This is a genomic window from Streptomyces sp. NPDC094034 (genome assembly GCF_040303865.1).
GTDB lineage: Bacteria > Actinomycetota > Actinomycetes > Streptomycetales > Streptomycetaceae > Streptomyces.
The window spans coordinates 61,164-78,237 of sequence record NZ_JBEOUD010000010.1 but is presented as its reverse complement, the minus strand read 5'-3'; the positions used below and the strand labels follow the sequence as shown (position 1 = coordinate 78,237).

Annotated in this window: 21 protein-coding genes; 9 read left to right on the top strand and 12 right to left on the bottom strand. The window is 70.8% G+C overall.

All coding sequences use genetic code 11. From position 1 onward, the window contains the following. Positions 1–9: 9 nt before the first annotated feature. From ABTZ59_RS12175 to ABTZ59_RS12160, 4 genes are all read left to right on the top strand, one after another. On the top strand, positions 10–1,287 hold the full coding sequence (locus ABTZ59_RS12175) for a thymidine phosphorylase (RefSeq protein ID WP_351394776.1): 1,278 nt from the start codon (positions 10–12) through the stop codon (positions 1,285–1,287). A gap of 86 nt (positions 1,288–1,373) precedes the next feature. Further along, entirely contained in the window at positions 1,374–1,949 is a 576-nt protein-coding gene (locus ABTZ59_RS12170; RefSeq protein WP_351394773.1) for a Uma2 family endonuclease, read from the top strand. Between the two features lie 81 nt (positions 1,950–2,030). Then, a complete protein-coding gene (locus ABTZ59_RS12165) occupies positions 2,031–2,360 on the top strand; it encodes an STAS domain-containing protein (protein ID WP_351394770.1) in 330 nt (109 codons plus the stop codon). 122 nt (positions 2,361–2,482) lie between these two features. Next, entirely contained in the window at positions 2,483–2,806 is a 324-nt protein-coding gene (locus ABTZ59_RS12160; protein ID WP_351394767.1) for a hypothetical protein, read from the top strand. A gap of 102 nt (positions 2,807–2,908) precedes the next feature. Here the strand turns inward: ABTZ59_RS12160 and ABTZ59_RS12155 are convergent, their stop codons facing one another. From ABTZ59_RS12155 to ABTZ59_RS12145, 3 genes are all read right to left on the bottom strand, one after another. Then, positions 2,909–3,892 (bottom strand): sigma-70 family RNA polymerase sigma factor, encoded by a 984-nt coding sequence (locus ABTZ59_RS12155; protein ID WP_351394764.1) that lies wholly within the window; start codon positions 3,890–3,892, stop codon positions 2,909–2,911. A gap of 80 nt (positions 3,893–3,972) precedes the next feature. Then, positions 3,973–4,677 (bottom strand): L,D-transpeptidase, encoded by a 705-nt coding sequence (locus ABTZ59_RS12150; protein WP_351394761.1) that lies wholly within the window; start codon positions 4,675–4,677, stop codon positions 3,973–3,975. 209 nt (positions 4,678–4,886) lie between these two features. Next, positions 4,887–6,191 carry an MFS transporter gene (locus ABTZ59_RS12145; RefSeq protein WP_351394758.1) on the bottom strand — a complete coding sequence of 435 codons (1,305 nt, stop codon included), beginning with the start codon at positions 6,189–6,191 and terminating at the stop codon, positions 4,887–4,889. Between the two features lie 62 nt (positions 6,192–6,253). Between ABTZ59_RS12145 and ABTZ59_RS12140 the strand changes: the two genes are divergently transcribed. Continuing rightward, positions 6,254–7,267: a LysR family transcriptional regulator gene (locus ABTZ59_RS12140; protein ID WP_351394755.1), complete on the top strand. Its 1,014-nt coding sequence runs from the start codon at positions 6,254–6,256 to the stop codon at positions 7,265–7,267. 33 nt (positions 7,268–7,300) lie between these two features. On the opposite strand, the gene ABTZ59_RS12135 is transcribed toward ABTZ59_RS12140, so the two are convergent. Next, positions 7,301–7,981, bottom strand: coding sequence for an alpha/beta hydrolase (locus ABTZ59_RS12135; RefSeq protein ID WP_503002650.1), 681 nt, complete (start codon positions 7,979–7,981; stop codon positions 7,301–7,303). Between the two features lie 238 nt (positions 7,982–8,219). On the opposite strand from ABTZ59_RS12135, the gene ABTZ59_RS12130 reads away from it, so the two are divergent. Both ABTZ59_RS12130 and ABTZ59_RS12125 read left to right on the top strand, forming a co-directional pair. Next, positions 8,220–9,353: an adenosine deaminase gene (locus tag ABTZ59_RS12130; RefSeq protein WP_351394752.1), complete on the top strand. Its 1,134-nt coding sequence runs from the start codon at positions 8,220–8,222 to the stop codon at positions 9,351–9,353. Between the two features lie 194 nt (positions 9,354–9,547). Next, entirely contained in the window at positions 9,548–9,895 is a 348-nt protein-coding gene (locus tag ABTZ59_RS12125; protein ID WP_351394749.1) for an ATP-binding protein, read from the top strand. Between the two features lie 88 nt (positions 9,896–9,983). Here the strand turns inward: ABTZ59_RS12125 and ABTZ59_RS12120 are convergent, their stop codons facing one another. The 5 genes from ABTZ59_RS12120 to afsQ1 all read right to left on the bottom strand — a co-directional run bounded on the left by ABTZ59_RS12120 (position 9,984) and on the right by afsQ1 (position 13,991). Beyond that, positions 9,984–10,184: a PspC domain-containing protein gene (locus ABTZ59_RS12120; protein ID WP_351394746.1), complete on the bottom strand. Its 201-nt coding sequence runs from the start codon at positions 10,182–10,184 to the stop codon at positions 9,984–9,986. Between the two features lie 93 nt (positions 10,185–10,277). Further along, entirely contained in the window at positions 10,278–10,832 is a 555-nt protein-coding gene (locus tag ABTZ59_RS12115) for a VanZ family protein (protein ID WP_351394743.1), read from the bottom strand. Between the two features lie 143 nt (positions 10,833–10,975). After that, entirely contained in the window at positions 10,976–11,656 is a 681-nt protein-coding gene (locus ABTZ59_RS12110) for a hypothetical protein (RefSeq protein WP_351394740.1), read from the bottom strand. Next, on the bottom strand, positions 11,653–13,308 hold the full coding sequence (locus ABTZ59_RS12105) for an ATP-binding protein (RefSeq protein WP_503002690.1): 1,656 nt from the start codon (positions 13,306–13,308) through the stop codon (positions 11,653–11,655). The genes ABTZ59_RS12110 and ABTZ59_RS12105 overlap by 4 nt, the downstream gene beginning before the upstream one ends. A 5-nt stretch (positions 13,309–13,313) precedes the next feature. Beyond that, entirely contained in the window at positions 13,314–13,991 is a 678-nt protein-coding gene (gene afsQ1 / locus ABTZ59_RS12100) for a two-component system response regulator AfsQ1 (protein WP_249948185.1), read from the bottom strand. Positions 13,992–14,183: 192 nt separating this feature from the next. Between afsQ1 and ABTZ59_RS12095 the strand changes: the two genes are divergently transcribed. Next, positions 14,184–14,969, top strand: coding sequence for a SigE family RNA polymerase sigma factor (locus ABTZ59_RS12095; protein ID WP_351394736.1), 786 nt, complete (start codon positions 14,184–14,186; stop codon positions 14,967–14,969). Between the two features lie 269 nt (positions 14,970–15,238). Here ABTZ59_RS12095 and ABTZ59_RS12090 read toward each other — a convergent pair whose 3' ends face one another. Then, entirely contained in the window at positions 15,239–15,949 is a 711-nt protein-coding gene (locus ABTZ59_RS12090; RefSeq protein WP_351394733.1) for a hypothetical protein, read from the bottom strand. A 184-nt stretch (positions 15,950–16,133) separates the two neighbouring features. On the opposite strand from ABTZ59_RS12090, the gene ABTZ59_RS12085 reads away from it, so the two are divergent. Continuing rightward, positions 16,134–16,553, top strand: a complete 420-nt coding sequence (locus ABTZ59_RS12085; RefSeq protein ID WP_351394730.1) for a hypothetical protein — start codon at positions 16,134–16,136, stop codon at positions 16,551–16,553. 12 nt (positions 16,554–16,565) lie between these two features. Here the strand turns inward: ABTZ59_RS12085 and ABTZ59_RS12080 are convergent, their stop codons facing one another. Further along, on the bottom strand, positions 16,566–16,817 hold the full coding sequence (locus tag ABTZ59_RS12080; RefSeq protein ID WP_351394727.1) for a type II toxin-antitoxin system RelE family toxin: 252 nt from the start codon (positions 16,815–16,817) through the stop codon (positions 16,566–16,568). Continuing rightward, a complete protein-coding gene (locus tag ABTZ59_RS12075) occupies positions 16,814–17,071 on the bottom strand; it encodes a type II toxin-antitoxin system prevent-host-death family antitoxin (RefSeq protein ID WP_326610677.1) in 258 nt (85 codons plus the stop codon). The genes ABTZ59_RS12080 and ABTZ59_RS12075 overlap by 4 nt, the downstream gene beginning before the upstream one ends. Positions 17,072–17,074: the final 3 nt, after the last annotated feature.

Here is a 17,074-nt window from a genome sequence, read left to right as displayed (position 1 = left end):
AGGATCACCATGGACGTCATCTCCGTCATCCGCACCAAGCGGGACCGGGGCGAGCTGAGCCCGGAGCAGATCGACTGGGTGATCGACGCCTATACGCGCGGCGAGGTCGCCGACGAGCAGATGTCGGCGCTGGCCATGGCGATCCTGCTCAACGGCATGAACCGTACGGAGATCGCGCGCTGGACCGCGGCCATGATCGCCTCCGGCGAGCGCATGGACTTCTCCGCGCTGTCGCGACCCACGGCCGACAAGCACTCCACCGGCGGCGTCGGCGACAAGATCACACTGCCGCTGGCTCCGCTGGTCGCCGCGTGCGGCGCCGCCGTACCGCAGCTCAGCGGCCGGGGCCTCGGCCACACCGGCGGCACGCTCGACAAGCTGGAATCCATCCCCGGCTGGCGGGCGCTGCTCTCCAACGCCGAGATGCTGGACGTCCTGGACACCACCGGAGCCGTCATCTGCGCGGCGGGCGACGGACTGGCCCCGGCCGACAAGAAGCTGTACGCGCTGCGCGATGTGACCGGCACCGTCGAGGCCATCCCGCTGATCGCCTCCTCGATCATGTCCAAGAAGATCGCCGAGGGCACCGGTTCGCTGGTCCTGGACGTCAAGGTCGGCTCCGGCGCCTTCATGAAGACGATCGAGGACGCCCGCGAACTGGCCTCCACCATGGTGGGCCTGGGCACCGACCACGGGGTACGGACCGTCGCACTGCTCACCGACATGGACACCCCGCTCGGCCTCACCGCGGGCAACGCCCTGGAGGTACGGGAGTCCGTCGAGGTCCTGGCGGGCGGCGGCCCGGCCGATGTCGTCGAACTGACCCTCGCCCTGGCGCGCGAGATGCTCGACGCGGCGGGCCTGAAGGACACGGACCCGGCGAAGGCACTGGCCGACGGCTCGGCGATGGACGTCTGGCGCCGCATGATCGCCGCGCAGGGCGGCGACCCGGACGCGGCGCTGCCGGTCGCCCGCGAGACCCAGGTGGTGGTGGCCCCCGCCACGGGCGTCCTGACCCGCCTGGACGCGTACGGAGTGGGCGTCGCCGCCTGGCGCCTGGGCGCCGGCCGCGCCCGCAAGGAGGACCCGGTCCAGGCGGGCGCGGGCATCGAACTCCACGCCAAGCCGGGCGACCCGGTCACGGCGGGCCGGCCCCTGCTGACGCTGCACACGGACACCCCGGAGAAGTTCGACTACGCGCTGGACGCGCTGGCGGGCGCGTACGACATCGAGGCGCCCGACACGGAGTTCAAGGCGACGCCGGTGGTGCGGGAACGTATCGCCTGACCCGCGCCTGACCTGGGCTTTCCTCGTTCGGGTGAACGGGATCGGTGGACGGCCGCCGATCCCGTTCGGCATGCTGGGATCGAGATATGACGCATCGATCGAAGCACACCAACAGCTGGGACGAACTCGTCCGCTTCTGGGAAGAGACGGACTGGCCGGAGGGCTGCAAGGTGGAGATCGTTGACGGAGTTGTCACGGTGGCCCCGCCGGCATCCTGCCGGCACGGCCGCATTACCAGCAAGGTGACCCGCAGCCTGTGCGATGTGGTTCCTGCGGATTGGTACGTGTTCCATAGGCAGGCGACGGTCGTTCCTTCGCCCCGTGGTCTGTACATTCCGGACGTCGTCGTTTTCCCGAAACCCGCCGGGTGTGGGAGCGACTACTTCGTACCGGCCGCGGCCGCGGAACTCGCCGTCGAGATCACCTCGGAGTTCAACGCGCACCAGGACCGCGTCAGCAAGGCAGCGGGATACGCCCGGGCGGGCGTTCCGCTCTATCTGCTGATTGACGGTTGGGACCCCGGCGGCCCCACCGTCACCCTCTACGGCGAACCCAAAGGGGATGTGTACCGAGTCCTCCATGCCGTCAAGTTCGGTGAAGAGATCACCGTGCCCGCCCCCTTCGACCTGACCCTCGACACGAGCGCGTTCCCGGTCGGCTGACCGCCCGTCCCGCCTCCACACCGTACGGGCCCCGCCCGGAGCGCTGCGATGAGTTCCGGCCGCCGGACCGGTCTCCCCCGTGTGGATGCCACGAAACCGATCGTTCTCGTCATCGCCGGCCCCCTCACGCCGGCCGATGTGCCCCGGTTCCACGAGGAGTTGTACGAGCGGCTGCACGGAGAACTGGCCGCGCGGCCGGACGACTTCGTCGTGACAGAGGTGATCTGTGAGGTCGGCGGTCTCGTCCGGCCGAATCTGGCGGCCGTCGAAGTGCTCGCCAGGCTCCAGCTCGACGCCCGCAGACGGGGCTGCCGGGTCCGGTTGCGGGACGCCGGGCGGGAGTTGCGGCTGCTGCTGGATCTCGTCGGTCTCGGAGACATGGCACGGGACACGCCCCCGGACAGGACCTAGGTGCGCGGCGCATCCAGCGATCAGGTGGTTCGCCGTGTCGTCCGTGGACAGACGCCCGGCGACGGGGAAGGGGACCATCCCGGGGCGCGGGTCGCGTGCCCCATGAAGGAGAGGTGCTCGACATGCGAGCGTTCACGCGTGCCGCGCTGGTCGCCGTCTGTGCGGTCGGTGCCGTCCTCGCCGTCGTTCCCACGGCCCAGGCCGCGCCCAACGCGGCGGCGCAGAAATGTCGTTACTTCTACACCAACTGGGGCCAGGGCCCGAACGGCGAGACCACCGGATTCGGGGACTACGCCGAGGGTGCCACCGATCCCCAGGGCCGGATCTGCCAGAAGGGTTGGTGGTCCGACGCACGCGAGAAGGCCGACCCGCGCGAGACGAAGCGAGCCGACCCGCGCGAGAAGGCCGACCCGCGCGAGAAGCAGCAAGAGCGCGCACGCGGCTGACGCTGCCCTCCCGGCCCTCCGACGTGGTCCGCTCATGGTCCGCTCGCGTCGGAGGGCGGACACCAGGGCCCCGGCAGAAGCCAGGACCCCGGCAGAACGGACCTACGCCTTCTCCAGCCCCGCCGGCAGACCGAACAGCGGGAACCACCGCTCCGTGTCCAGGAAGCAGTGCATCGTGGCGATCTTGCCGTCCTCGATCTCGATGACCTGGAGCGCCCACGGGGTGAAGCCGTCCCCCGACTCCGCCGGCTTGTAGTGCGCGAAGGCCGGTGTGCCGTTGGCCAGCGTCGGCAGGAGCCGCGAGCCCCGGCAGCCCGCGCCGATCGTGAGCATGAAGCCGGTGATGTCGTCGTGGCCCTGGAGCCACAGGTCGTACGGCGGCATGGTGAACTTCGCGTCGTCATGGAGCAGCGCCGTCAGCGCCTTCATGTCGTAGCCCTCGAAGGCCGCCACATACCGTTCGAGCAGCACCTTCTGCTCCTCGTCGAGCGGGTCCGCCGCATCCGTCGCGGCCGGTTCGGACTCGGCGATCGTCGCCCGTGCCCGCTGGAGCGCGCTGTTGACGGAGGCGACCGTCGTCTCCAGCAGCTCGGCGACCTCGCTCGCCTTCCACGCCAGCACCTCGCGCAGGATCAGCACGGCCCGCTGCTTGGGCGGCAGATGCTGGAGCGCGGCCACGAACGCCAGCCGGATCGTCTCGCGCGACACCGCCGTCTCGGCCGGGTCGGCCACCGAGGGCAGCACCCGGCCGTCCGGCACCGGCTCCAGCCAGACGTTCTCCGGAAGCGAGGTGAGCTGGGCCTGGGCCACCGGCGTGGGGCCCGACAGATCCATCGGCCGGGCCCGGCGGTTGCCCGCGTTGAGCATGTCCAGGCATACGTTCGTCGCGATGCGGTAGAGCCACGACCGCAGTGAGGAGCGGCCCTCGAACTTCTCGTAGCTCTTCCAGGCGCGCACCATCGTGTCCTGTACGGCGTCCTCGGCCTCGAAGGCCGATCCCAGCATCCGGTAGCAGTAGCCGGTCAGCTCCGTACGGTGCTTCTCCAGCCGGGAATCCAGGTCCTGTGCGGTTGCAAGATCACTCATCGTGTCACCCCAGTCGCCCCCTTGAGACCAGTCTCCGAGACCGGTCTCACGGAAGCTACCGCAGCGCACTGACAGTCCGCTCAGGTTCCGGGCTTACGGCCGTAAACGTAGACATCGTCGCCGTTCTTCAGCAGCGACCAGTACTTCGCGGCGTCCGTCTTGGTCATGTTCACGCAGCCGTGCGAGCCGGGCGGGTTCCACATGCTCAGGTTCGCCTGGTGGAATGCCTGCCCGCCGTCGAAGAACTGGCTGTAGGGCATGGGCACGTCGTAGATGGTGGAGACGTGGTTCTTGTTCCGCCAGTAGATCTTCTTGAGCCCGGTCCTGGTCTCGTAGCGGTCCCGCCCGGTACGCACCGGCACCGGTCCGTACACCAGCTTCTTGCCGTCCTGGATCCAGCTCAGCTGGCGTGAGAGGTCGACGCAGGCGATCCGGCCCTTGTTGGTCGGGCACTTGCCGGCCTTGTTGGGCGTTTTGCCCGCGGCCTTCTGCTTGTTCATCAGATCCATCACGCCCCAGGTGATGGGCCCGGCGTAGCCGATGGTCGGCGTGATGCCGTGCTTCGACTGGAAGGCGCGGGTCGCCTTGCAGTCCGTGCCCGACTGCTTTCCGTCCACCGGCCGGCCCAGGAACTTCTCGACCTGCTTCTGGTACGGGCCCGTGCTGGTGGTGCACGACGCCGCCTGCGCGGGCGTGGCCCCGCCCAGCACGACGGTCAGTGGGACCACCAGTGCGGCGACCCCCGCCGCCACGGCCCCGTTACGGGTTATGTCCGCGCGTCTCATCCCGTTCCGTCCCCCTCTGCCCCTCGGCCGCGCCACTCGGAAGGCGCGCTCTGTGGGCTAGACGGGTGAAACGAGGGGTTAGTTGCGCGGAGGGGACAGAATGGCGCGACTCAGTCGGTGGCGAGCCGCCGGGCGTATGCCGGAGGCACGCTGGAGGCACGCCCCGGCATACGCCCGGGGCACGCCGGCGGGGGCCCGCGCCGCGCCGCTCAGTCGGTGGCGAGTGTCCGGGCCCGCGTCCCCGCGAGCGACCGCCGCCGCTCCACGCGCGCCGCGTGCGATCCGTACAGCGTGATCGAGACGACACCGAGCACCGCCAGCAGACCCAGCGCCACCGCCGCCGCCCAGCCGCCCGCGTGGAACGCGATCGCGCCCAGCGTGCCGCCCGCGCTGCTGCCCAGGTAGTACGCGGACTGATAGAGCGCCGAGGCCTGCGCGCGGCCCGTCTTCGCCGTACGGCTCACCGACGACGAGGCGACCGCGTGGCCCGCGAAGAACCCCGCGGTGATCAGGACCAGTCCGAGCAGTACGGCGGTCAGCGAGTCCGCCAGCGTCAGCAGCAGACCCGCCGCCGTCGTGCCCACCGCCAGATAGAGCGCGCCGCGCCGGCCCAGCCGCTCGACCAGCCGGCCCGCCGCCGCCGAGGAGACCGTACCGACCAGATAGACCAGGAAGATCGAGCCGATGACGCCCTGCGGGAGACTGAACGGCGCTGCCACCAGCCGGTAGCCGATCACGGTGTAGACCGCGCCGAACACCGTCATGAAGAGCGCGCCTATCGCGTACAGCCGGCGCAGCAGCGGATCGGCCAGATGTCCGCCCACGGTCGTCGCCAGCGCGCGCGGACTCAGCGACCGCGACGTGAAGTTCCGCGCCTTCGGGAGCAGGGCGCGGAACACCACCGCGCACACCACCGCGAGCAGCCCGACCGCGCCGAGCGCCGCCCGCCAGCCCCACAACTGGGCGACCCAGCCGGTGAGAACGCGGCCGCTCATCCCGCCCACGCTGTTGCCCGCGACGAACAGACCGATCGCGGCGACCAGCGCCTTCGGCCGTACCTCCTCCGCCAGGAACGCCATCGCCGAGGCGGGCAGACCGGCCAGCGCGGCGCCCTGCACGGCGCGCATCGCCACCAGCCACTCCACGTTCGGCGCGAACGGCACCAGCAGCCCCACGATCACCGCGACCGCCAGCGACACCGTCATCAGCGTGCGCCGGCCGAACCGCTCGGACAGCGCGCTCAGCGGCAGTACGAACAGCGCGAGCGCGCCCGTCGCGGCCGAGACCGTCCAACTCGCCTGGCTCGCCGTCACACCGAGTCCGGCGGAGATGGCGGGCAGCAGGGCCTGGGTGGAGTAGAGGAGTGCGAAGGTCGCGACTCCGGCGGCGAAGAGCGCGAAGCTCATTCGGCGGTAGCCGGGGCGGCCGGGGGAGAGCAGCGAATCGGTGGCGGCGGCGGACGGTGCGGCGGCGGCACCCGCGGTGGCGGGTGCCTCGGTACTGACGGAAGGCATGCTTCGAAGGTAGGCACCGCATCTTCATGCGTCCAATGCATGGAAAGGCGATAATCGTTCCCATGGCGCATGAACCCAGCTCACGACGGCGGCTGTCACGGAGCGGTGACGAACACGACATGGATCACACCGGGCCCGTGGACCGCACGGCGTCCGTGGCCGGTCTGGACCCCGACTCCTGGTCCGCGGTCCTCGCGCCCCGGCTCGCCCACTTCGCGGGAGTGGCCCGCCATGAGCATGTGACCCGCGCCGCCCAGGACATGGCCGTCCCGCAGTCCACGCTCTCCCGGGCGATGGTCAGGCTCGAACGGGACCTGGGCGTCGCCCTGTTCGCCCGCAAGGGCCGCACGGTCTCCCTCACGCCCGCGGGCCGTACGTTCCTCACCTCGGTCGAACGGGCCCTCGCGGAGGTCGAGCGGGCCGCCGAGTCCGTACGCGCCGACGCCGACCCGGCGTCCGGCAAGGTCGCCTTCGGCTTTCTGCACACCATGGGCTCGGAGACCGTACCCGCGCTGATCAGGGCCTTCCGCGCCGACCATCCGCGGGTACGGTTCCAGCTCGTGCAGAACTACGGGGAGGCGATGCTGGAGCGGCTGCGCGCGGGCGAGCTGGACCTCTGTCTCACCTCACCCGTGCCGGACGCCCCTGATCTGGTCGCCCGCAGGCTGGACGAACAGCGGCTGCGGCTGGTCGTGCCCGACGACCACCGGCTGGCCGGACGCCGGCGCGTACGCCTCGCCGAGGCCGCCGACGAAACGTTCGTCACGCTCGAACCGGGGTACGGGCTGCGCCGGATCACCGACGATCTGTGCGCCGAGGCGGGCTTCCGGCCACGCGTCGCGTTCGAGGGCGAGGAGGCGGAGACGCTGCGCGGACTGGTGGCCGCGGGCCTGGGCGTCGCCCTGCTGCCACCGCCCGCCGTGGCCCGCCCCGGGGTGGTCGAGCTGACCGTCACGGCGCCCCGCGCGGCCCGCGAGATCGGCGTCGCCTGGCTCGACGGACACCCGGACACCCCGCCGGTGGCGGCCTTCAAACGCTTTCTGATCTCCCGCCGCGGCCAACTGCTCCCGGACTGAGGGGGAGTGGGGGCCGAACGGAAACGGCGCGGCTCACTGCCGCAGCGACCGTCCGAACCCCGCCGCCAGCGGCATCCGCAGCCCCAGCGGCGGCGGCGCCGCCAACGCGTCCGCGACCGGCCTGGAGTACATCCGCGGCAGCAGCGCGCCCAGCGCGAAGTCCGCGGCCAGCGCAAGGACTTCGTCGTGGTGCTGGCGCAGCGCGTGGCCGTCGGAGTGGATCTCGAAGCGGCAGGTGTCCCGGTTGACCTTCTTGGCGCGCTCGGCCAGCCGGTAGGAGAGTTCGGGGTCGGTGCGCGCGTCGGTGGTGCCGTGCATGATCATGACGTGCCGCCCCGTCAGTTGCCGCACCGGCTCCGGTTCGGCGGCCCGGTCGTCCTCCGGCAGCCAAGGGGCCATCGCCAGCACGGAGTTGACGGCGCGGTGGCCCGCCGCGTGCAGCGCGGCCCGGCCGCCCATCCCGTGTCCCGCCAGACACACCGGCACATCGCCGTAGCGCCGTACGACCTCGTCCGCCGCCCACTCGGCGTCCGCCGCCAGCCGTGCCCGCGCGCCGTTCCAGCCGCGCTCGCCGTAGTGCACCACATGCGCGACCAGCCCGTCGGCGGCCCCCGCCCTGGCGAGATGGCGCAGCAGGGGCACCATGCGCGCGTACGCGACGGGGGAGGGGCGGCGCGCGGAGACGGGCTCGCCATCGGGAAGCACCAGGATCACGCCCCCCACCGCGGTCCCCGCGGCAGACGCGCCGAACGCCCGCCCCAACCGTGCCCGCGGCTCCGCGTGACCGCGTGCCGAACCGTCCCGGCCTGCCGTACGTCCCCCCGGCCCGGGAGCCGCTTGCTGTCCCATAGCAGAACAGTCTCAGAAGGAGAGGTGTACTCCACCCGTCCGCCCGGTCACTGTTACATATCGACACCCCGTGCTCTACGCGCGTAGGCGTTAGAGTGCGGAGATGACGAGCCAGACCTACCGTCCGCCCAGTGCCGACCAGATCCGCCGCGCCCCCAAGGCCCTTCTCCATGACCACCTGGACGGCGGACTCCGTCCCGGCACGATCATCGATCTCGCCCGTGAGACCGGCTACGAGAACCTGCCCGAGCAGGAGTCCGACAAACTCGGTCTCTGGTTCCGGGAGGCCGCCGACTCCGGCTCGCTGGAGCGCTACCTGGAGACCTTCGCCCACACCTGCGCCGTCATGCAGACCCGTGACGCGCTCTTCCGGGTCGCCGCCGAGTGCGCGGAGGACCTGGCGCAGGACGGCGTCGTCTACGCGGAAGTGCGGTACGCGCCCGAGCAGCACCTGGAGCGCGGACTCACCCTCGAAGAGGTCGTGGAGGCCGTCAACGACGGCTTCCGCGAAGGCGAACGGCGCGCCCAGGCCGACGGCCGCCGCATCCGCGTCGGCGCCCTGCTCACCGCCATGCGGCACGCGGCCCGCGCCCTGGAGATCGCCGAACTCGCCAACCGCTACCGCGACTCGGGCGTGGTCGGATTCGACATCGCGGGCGCCGAGGCGGGCTTCCCGCCCACCCGCCACCTCGACGCCTTCGAGTATCTGAAGCGCGAGAACAACCACTTCACCATCCACGCGGGCGAGGCCTTCGGGCTGCCCTCGATCTGGCAGGCGCTCCAGTGGTGCGGCGCCGACCGGCTCGGCCACGGCGTGCGCATCATCGACGACGTCGAGGTCGCCGAGGACGGTTCGGTGCAGCTGGGCCGGCTCGCGGCGTACGTACGCGACAAGCGCGTTCCGCTGGAGCTGTGCCCCAGCTCCAACCTCCAGACGGGCGCCGCCGCCTCGATCGCCGAGCACCCCATCGGGCTGCTCCGCAAGCTGCACTTCAGGGCCACGGTGAACACCGACAACAGACTGATGAGCGGCACGAGCATGAGCCGGGAATTCGAGCTGCTGGTCGACGCCTTCGCCTACACGCTCGATGACATGCAGTGGTTCACGGTCAATGCGATGAAATCAGCATTCATTCCTTTCGATGAACGACTGGCCATGATCAATGACGTGATCAAGCCGGGATATGCCGAGCTGAAATCCGAATGGCTGTTCAGGCAGACCGCTGTGACCAGCTGATTCTTGAAGGCGGCGGGGTGATCGCCGAAATGGGGAAGCGGCCGGGAACACGGAATCCCGGCCGCTCTCGGGTATTTGCGGGCCATGCGCGCGGATGGCTAGGTTGGAAAACCGCTCGTATTCCCCCGCTTTTTGGTTTCCCGATTCCCAGCTCCATCCCTTCCCCCTCCCCACCCTCAAGGACGAAATCCCAGATGAAGCAGTCCGCCATCAAGACGCTCGGCACCGTCGCCCTCGGAGCCGCCTTCGCCGCCACCGCCGCGGGCAGCGCCACCGCCGCGTCCGTCGTGCCCGAGACCGCCGCCCCGACGGACCTCGTCACCAGGACGCTGCCGGTGGGCGACCTTGTCGGCCAGCTCCCCCAGCCCCTGCCCAGCGCGCTGGCGGCGACCGGGCTGGCGCTCGGCACCGTCCAGCAGACCATGCCGTACGCGGCCGACGCGGTGAAGACGGCCGCCCCCGTCCAGCAGCTGGTCGGCGGGCTGCCGGTGAACGGCCTGGGCAAGGGGCTCCCGGTCAACGGGATTCCGCTCGGCGGCTGAGCACGAGCGCACACAGCGGTGGGGCGTACACCCGAATCAGGGTGTACGCCCCACCGTTACGCGTACGGGGTACCTGTCGGCCCGGCGGCTACCAGGCGGCCGTGGCGGTCTTCTCCTCCGGCAGCAGCAGCCACAGCGCCAGATAGAGCAGGAACTGCGGGCCCGGCAGCAGACACGAGACAAGGAAGTACACCCGCATCCTGTCCGTGGAGATACCGAAGCGCTGGGCCAGCGCCGCGCACACTCCACCGAGCATCCGTCCGTGTCGAGGGCGGACCAGACCAGCCATGATGGGCTCCTTCGTGAGACCTTCCGGGAGCCTCTCTCGTCGTGCTCCCCGATGTCTCCATCGTGCGCCGGGAGCGGGGGACGGAGCGTCGCTCTACGGAGCGATGCCGACCCTGGGAATCGTCGGGGTCGATCCCTGAAGCGCCTCATCCCGCGCGACGGTGTCGGACTCCTTCTCCGGGCCGCCCGGGTGCGACCTCCGAGGGACCCGGCGGGGGACCGTACGGGAACGGCGCGCGCGGCGCAGCCTGGCCCGGCCGGCCGGAACCACCGCCAGATGCGCCAGCGCCACCCCCGCCGTATTGAGCAGCAGCGAGTCCACATCGACCACCCGGCCAGGCACCCCGGTCTGGAGCAGTTCGATGCCGAGCGAGATCATCGCGCCGGCCGTGACCGTACGGGCCATGGAGGCCCACCCGGCGACGAAGAGCCGGCCGTCGGCCATCGGGAGCAGCACACCGAGCGGGGCCAGCAGCAGAAGCCCCTCGCCGATGCGGCGGGCGGCCTGGACGGGCCCCAGCGCCAGATCGGCCCTGATACCCGCGAAGGGCGTCAGATTGGCCGCGTTCACCCACATGACGTCCAACGGGCGGAGCGTCACCCATCCCACCAGCAGCAGATGCAGCAGGAGGAGAACGAACCCCGCCATACGGAAGCGGATGACGGCACTGCCGCCCGGACCTTGACGCACGTTTCCCAAGACGCGGCGGCCGGCGGGATCGGTTCCGCAGGCCGTGGAAGAAGGGGTTCATGAGACGGGTATCACCCGTCCGGCCCGTCCGGGCCCCGGAACTACGAACCGGACGGGGAGGCGGAGCCGGACGGCGCCGGGACCGGGCCGAGCGTCGGCACCGGTCCGTCCGGCTTGGCCTTCGTCGCCGGGGTGCAGCCATAGACGTGCGGCGGATAGTCACCGGGCCCGCCGAGGACGACCTGCCCGTCCGTCGCCTCGCTCTCCGCGAACGTACAGACGATCTGCGCCAGCGCCGTCGCGGGCAGATCCTCCGGCTGGCGGCTGAGCCGCAGTGTGCCGGCGGGGTCGCCGTCCCGCGAGGCCGAGATGACCAGCGGCCCCCGTACGGCCGTGCTGAACCCCGCCTCCCGCTCATCGGCGGACGGCTGGGCCTGCAACTCGTCGAGCAGCCCCTGGGCGATGCGGACCCGGTCGTCGGGAGCCTTGCCCTGCTGGATCCGAGCCGCGCGCTCCACCGACGCGAGCCCGGAGGAGCAGGCCAGATAGATCCGCACGGGAACGCCGGGCCGCGCCTGGGTGATGACGTCCTTCCCGGAGACCTCGCACGGTTTGCGGGAGGGCGCGGGTCCGGCGTCCACCGGTACCGAGGTGGTCCTGATGCCGCACCCCGCGGCGAGCGCGGTGAGTACGAGCACGCCGGCGAGCCGCCCCGGCGCCACCGCACCGGGCCGCCGCCGGCGCCTCGTGCCGCTCCCCGTCGTCCCCCTCCAGCGCGTCACCGGGCGTCGCCCTCCTCCACCGAATCCTGATCGCCGTCACGTCCCGCGGCCTCCGCGCCGTCCCGGGGCAGTCGCAGTACGAACATCGCGCCGCCGCCGGGCACATTGGCCGCGGTGATGTCACCGCCGTGGATATGCGCGTTCTCCACCGCGATCGAGAGCCCGAGCCCGCTGCCCTCGGAGCGCGGTCGGGACGCGCTCGCCTTGTAGAAGCGGTCGAAGACATGCGGCAGGACGTCCTCCGGGATACCGGGGCCGTGGTCCCGCACCTCGATGACCAGCCAGTCGTCCTCCGTGCGCACCGCCACCCGCACCGGCGAGCCACCGTGCTTGAGCGCGTTGCCGATCAGATTCGCCATGATCACATCGAGCCGGCGGGGATCGAGCCGCGCCATGATGCCGCGCTCGGCGTCCAGATCGACCGCGTCCAGCCAGGCCCGTGCGTCGATACAGGCCGTGACCTGGTCGGCGACATCGACATCGTCCAGGACGAGCCGGGCCGTACCCGCGTCGAAGCGGGTGACCTCCATCAGATTCTCGACCAGCACATTGAGCCGGCGCGTCTCGCTCACCACCAGCGTCACGGCGGGCGCGATCATCGGGTCGAGACTGTCGGCCTCTTCCTCCAGCACCTCCGTCACCGCGGTCAGGGCGGTCAGCGGGGTACGCAGCTCATGGGACATGTCGGCGACGAAGCGGCGGCTGGACTCCTCCCGCGCGCTCATGTCCGCGACCTTCTTCTGCAACGACTCTGCCGCCTTGTTGAACGTACGGGAGAGATCGGCCAGTTCATCACCGCCCGACACCCGCAGCCGGGTGCCGAACCTGCCCTCGCCGAGCTGCCGCGCCGCCTCGCCGAGCCGCTGCACGGGCTTGAGCACGGTCGTCGCCGCGGCGTGCGCCAGCAGGGCGGAGCCGACGAGCGCGAGCGCCGTGGCGATCCCCAGCGACCAGGCGAGCGAGTTGAGATCGGTACGTTCCTGCTGGAGCGACTTGAACAGATACCCGGTCGGCCCGCCGCCGATGATCCGCGTACCGCCGACCAGATAGGGCGTGCCGCCGCGCTCCACGCGCTGCCAGAAGACGTGGTACGGGTACTTGTTCCCGGACGTGACCTTCTGCTTGTCGTTCACCGCGTCCTGGAGGGACTTCGGTACGTCGTCCATGGTGAAGGCGTCCGGATCGGAGACGCCCACGATCGGCTTTCCGCCGTCGCGCGTGCCTATGAGCAGGACGCTGTAACCGGGGCTCTCGCCCGCCATCAGCTCGGCCGCGCTCTTCAGCTCGAACTGGCTCGGCCGCAGGGGCAGCTCCGCGGCGCGGTTCTGCATCTCCTGCCGGAAGTCCTCAAGCGCCGAGTCCTGGGTGCGGGTCAGCACGGCCTCGCGGTTGAGCCAGTACGCGATGCCCGAGGCGGAGACGGCGGCGGTCAGCGCGACGGCCGCGAAGACGACCACGAGCCGCAGTCGCAGACTGGTCCAGCGGAGCCCCGCGAGCACTGCCCTCTTCAGGGCGCCCGCCGTCGCCTCACCGGCCGCGCCGCGGCGCGGGCTCCGGCGGGGGTTCCGGTACGGGTCGATGCCGTCAGCGAGGTGCGCGGCGCCCGGGTCGTTCCGCGACGGCCCGTCGTCCGGCCCGTCGTCCCTGGGCACGGCAGTCACGAAGGCGTGTCCAGCCGGTAGCCCACACCGCGCACCGTACGGATCAGGGTCGGCGAGGACGGCACGTCCTCCACCTTCGCGCGCAGCCGCTGCACACACGCGTCCACCAGCCGTGAGTCACCGAGGTAGTCGTGCTCCCAGACCAGCCGCAGCAACTGCTGCCGGGACAGGGCCTGGCCGGGCCGGCGGCTCAGCTCAAGGAGCAGTCGCAGCTCGGTCGGGGTGAGCTGGAGGTCCTCCCCGTTCTTGGTGACGGTCATCGCGGAACGGTCGATCACCAGACTGCCGAAGGTGGCGGAGTCCGTGGACTCACGCTCGCCGCGGCGCAGCACCGCGCGGATCCTCGCGTCCAGCACCCGCCCCTGGACAGGCTTCACCACATAGTCGTCGGCCCCGGACTCCAGCCCGACCACGACATCGATGTCGTCGTTGCGCGCCGTCAGCAGGATGATCGGCAGCTGGTCGGTGCGTCTGATACGTCGGCACACCTCGAAGCCGTCGATCCCGGGCAGCATCACATCCAGCACGATCAGATCCGGCCGCTGCTCCCGGAGCAGTTTCAGGCCGTCCTCTCCCGTCGCCGCGGTGGCCACTCGGTGGCCCTGGCGTGACAGCGAGAGTTCGAGGGCCGTGCGGATGGCGTCGTCGTCCTCGATCAGCAACAGGAAAGGCACGGAGGTCATTGTGTCCCATGGGGCGACCGGAGATCGACCGTTGGAGCGCTCCCACCTTTTCCCCGTGCGTTTCACAAGTCCCGAAGTCCCCTGTGACAGGGCTGTGACAGACGGCGGACAGGGCCATGAAACTGCCCCGGCAAGCTCATTGGCACACGGAACGAACCAGACTCCACCGACGGGGGGCGCGGGATGAACGCACTGCACGGCACGACCTCAAGCGCAGTGGTCACGCGTCTTCATGACGTCACGAGGAGCAGCGAGAAGTCCGGCGCCGTGAACGGGCGGGGGTGCGTTCGCGGCGCCGGGCGTCAGCACCTGCCGTCGTACATGACGGTGGTTGACGCGGACCGCACGGACCGGGCGGGCAGCGGCAACGGGGGTAGCGGGGGCGCCAAGGCGGTCGTGTACGGGGAGGCTCCGGGGGAACGGACGGTCCTGGCGGACCGGGCGGACGCCGAAGCGGCGTTCACCGCGTACGTCCAGGAGCGTCGCGCCTCCCTGTACGCGACCGCCTACCACCTGACCGGCGACCGGTTCGAGGCCGAGGATCTGCTGCAGAGCGCCCTCTTCTCGACCTACCGGGCGTGGGACAGGATCAGCGACAAGGCCGCGGTCGGCGGCTATCTGCGCCGCACCATGACCAATCTGCACATCAGCGCCTGGCGCAGGCGCAAGCTCAATGAGTACCCGACGGAGGAGCTGCCGGAGACGGCGGGCGACACCGACGCGATGCGCGGTACGGAACTGCGCGCGGTGCTCTGGCAGGCGCTCTCCCGCCTGCCGGAGCTCCAGCGCACGATGCTCGTACTGCGCTACTACGAGGGCCGCACCGACCCGGAGATCGCGGAGATCCTCGACATCAGTGTCGGCACGGTGAAGTCGAGCATCTGGCGGTCGCTCCGCCGGCTGCGCGAGGACGAGGTCCTCAGCTTCGGCCGTGACGAGGAAGAGTCCTTCGGCGAGCTTGTCGCCTGAGGGCCGCTGGGGGAAGCACGGGGGATACACGGGGGAAGCGGGACCCGTCGTCTCGGGGGAGGCGTCGGGAGCAACTGAAGGACCGGAGGACCGGGGGGTCCTCGGGGGATATCGGGGGATCACGGGGGAATACGGGGCAGGAAGCGGGATCGCACAGGTCTGGGGGGCTTGTGCGATCCCGCTTTCGCGCGTCCGCGTGCGTGTCCGCGTCCGCGTCTGTGTCAGCGTCCGTGTCCGTGCGCGCGTGCCGTCGATCCGGGGCCGATGGCCTACGGGTGGCTGGTCGCCGCCGGAGACGCGTCGGCGCGGGCAGTGCTCGCGGGGCCCGCGGGGCCCGCGGGAGGGGTGGTGCGGGTGGTGCGCTGCTTGACGCAGCGCCCGGCCGCCGCCGCCTCGATCCGGCCCAGCGCCTCCGACTTCGCGCACGGATACGCGCCCAGCGCCGTCTGCCGGCCCACGATCGCGCGCTCGGTCCGCATCAGCCGCCAGCCGCGCCGCAGCAGGAACGCCACCGACTTCCGCCCCTCGCGCAGATCCCGCATCAGCCGGCGCCGGAACGTGGTCGACGGACGTCCGCGCAGACAGAGCGCGTCCGCGAGTACCCCCAGCTCCCGGCAGCGCGCGACGATATCGGCGGCGAAGATGCCCTCCGCGAGGAACAGCGGCGCCCGCCGGATATCGAGGGCTTCGGCGTCCACGCGCGAGCTGGTCGCGATGGAGTAGACGGGCACGGTCGTACGTCCCGTACGGCACAGCTCCTCGACCGCCGCGACCGCGGCGTCCGCGTCCCAGGACCGCACCGAGTCCCAGTCGATGTCCGAACCCCCCACCACCAGCGGCAGCGTGGGGTCGTCGCCCTCTTTGTAGAAGTCGTCCAGGCGCAGTACGGGCAGGCCGGTCCGCGCGGCGAGGGACGACTTCCCCGAGCCGGAGGGGCCCGCGAGCAGAACGACCCGGGTCGGAACAGTAGGTGAACTCACGGGACACCAGTGTGCGGCATGTACCTGCCCAGGGAACCCCCGGGGACCGATTCCGGGGACTGATCGGGCGGGACGGGCTGGTCGGTTCGGCTGGTTTGGCGGGTTTGTTGGTATCGGTGCCGCCGCCTCAACTACTCTGCGTGTCAGTCCGATTACTCATCGATCAGGCCAGGTAGGAAATTCCATGGCACGTCACGCAGCTTCCCCCTCTCCCCGGCGCACTCTGCTCCGCGCCGGTCTGACCGTCACCGCGGCGGGAGTGACCCTCGGTCTCGGCGGCCCGGCGGCCCAGGCGGCGGGGCTCGTCGCCCTCGCGCCCGCGACGGACCCGGGCCAGCGGCTCTCCGACTCCTCCTCGGCGGCGGGCCAGGCTCTGGTCGGCTCCGTCGGGTACGCGCTCGGCCCGCTCACGGATCTGAAGCTCAACCCGCTGGCGAAGACGGGCGTGGATCCCCTGGACAACGCGGTGGGTACGCAGATCGCCGACTTCAAGCCGGTCTCCACCGCGCAGGTGACCGCCCCGCTCACGGAGGGCGCGGCGATCAGCGACCTGCCGGTGCTCGGCCCGGCGGTGGGCGGGGCGGTGGGCCTGCTGACGGGGTGACCGGCGTCGATATCAGGCTGCGCGGCCCAAGTGCATGACGGTGATGGTGATCACGGCGTCCTCGATCTCGTAGATCAAGCGATACAGGCCGACCTGGACGCGGCGGATGTCAGGAGAGCCGTAAGCGAAGGACCCGTCGGGGCGAGGCTCTTGGGCGAGCAGGTCCAAAGAGGCAAAGACCTGTAAGAGACCGACCGGATCGTCCGCCATGAAACGGTCGGCTGCCTTCAGTGCCGAATCCCGCCAGTGGATCTCGTATGTCATGCCCCCGGCTCCAGGCCGAGCATGCGCTTGACTTCTTCGTGGGGGACGGTGCTCAGCGTTCCGTTGGCCTTCTCGGCCAGATACTGGGCGACCGCGAGGGAGTCCTCCAGATCCGCCAGATCCTGCGGGTTGATCAGTATGGCCGCCACGTGCCCATGGTCCGTGATGGCGATCCGTTCGCGAGAGTGGGCGGTCCGGCGGACCAGCGTGCCGAAGTTGGCGCGGGCCTCAGTCATGGCGTAGGTATCAGTCATGTA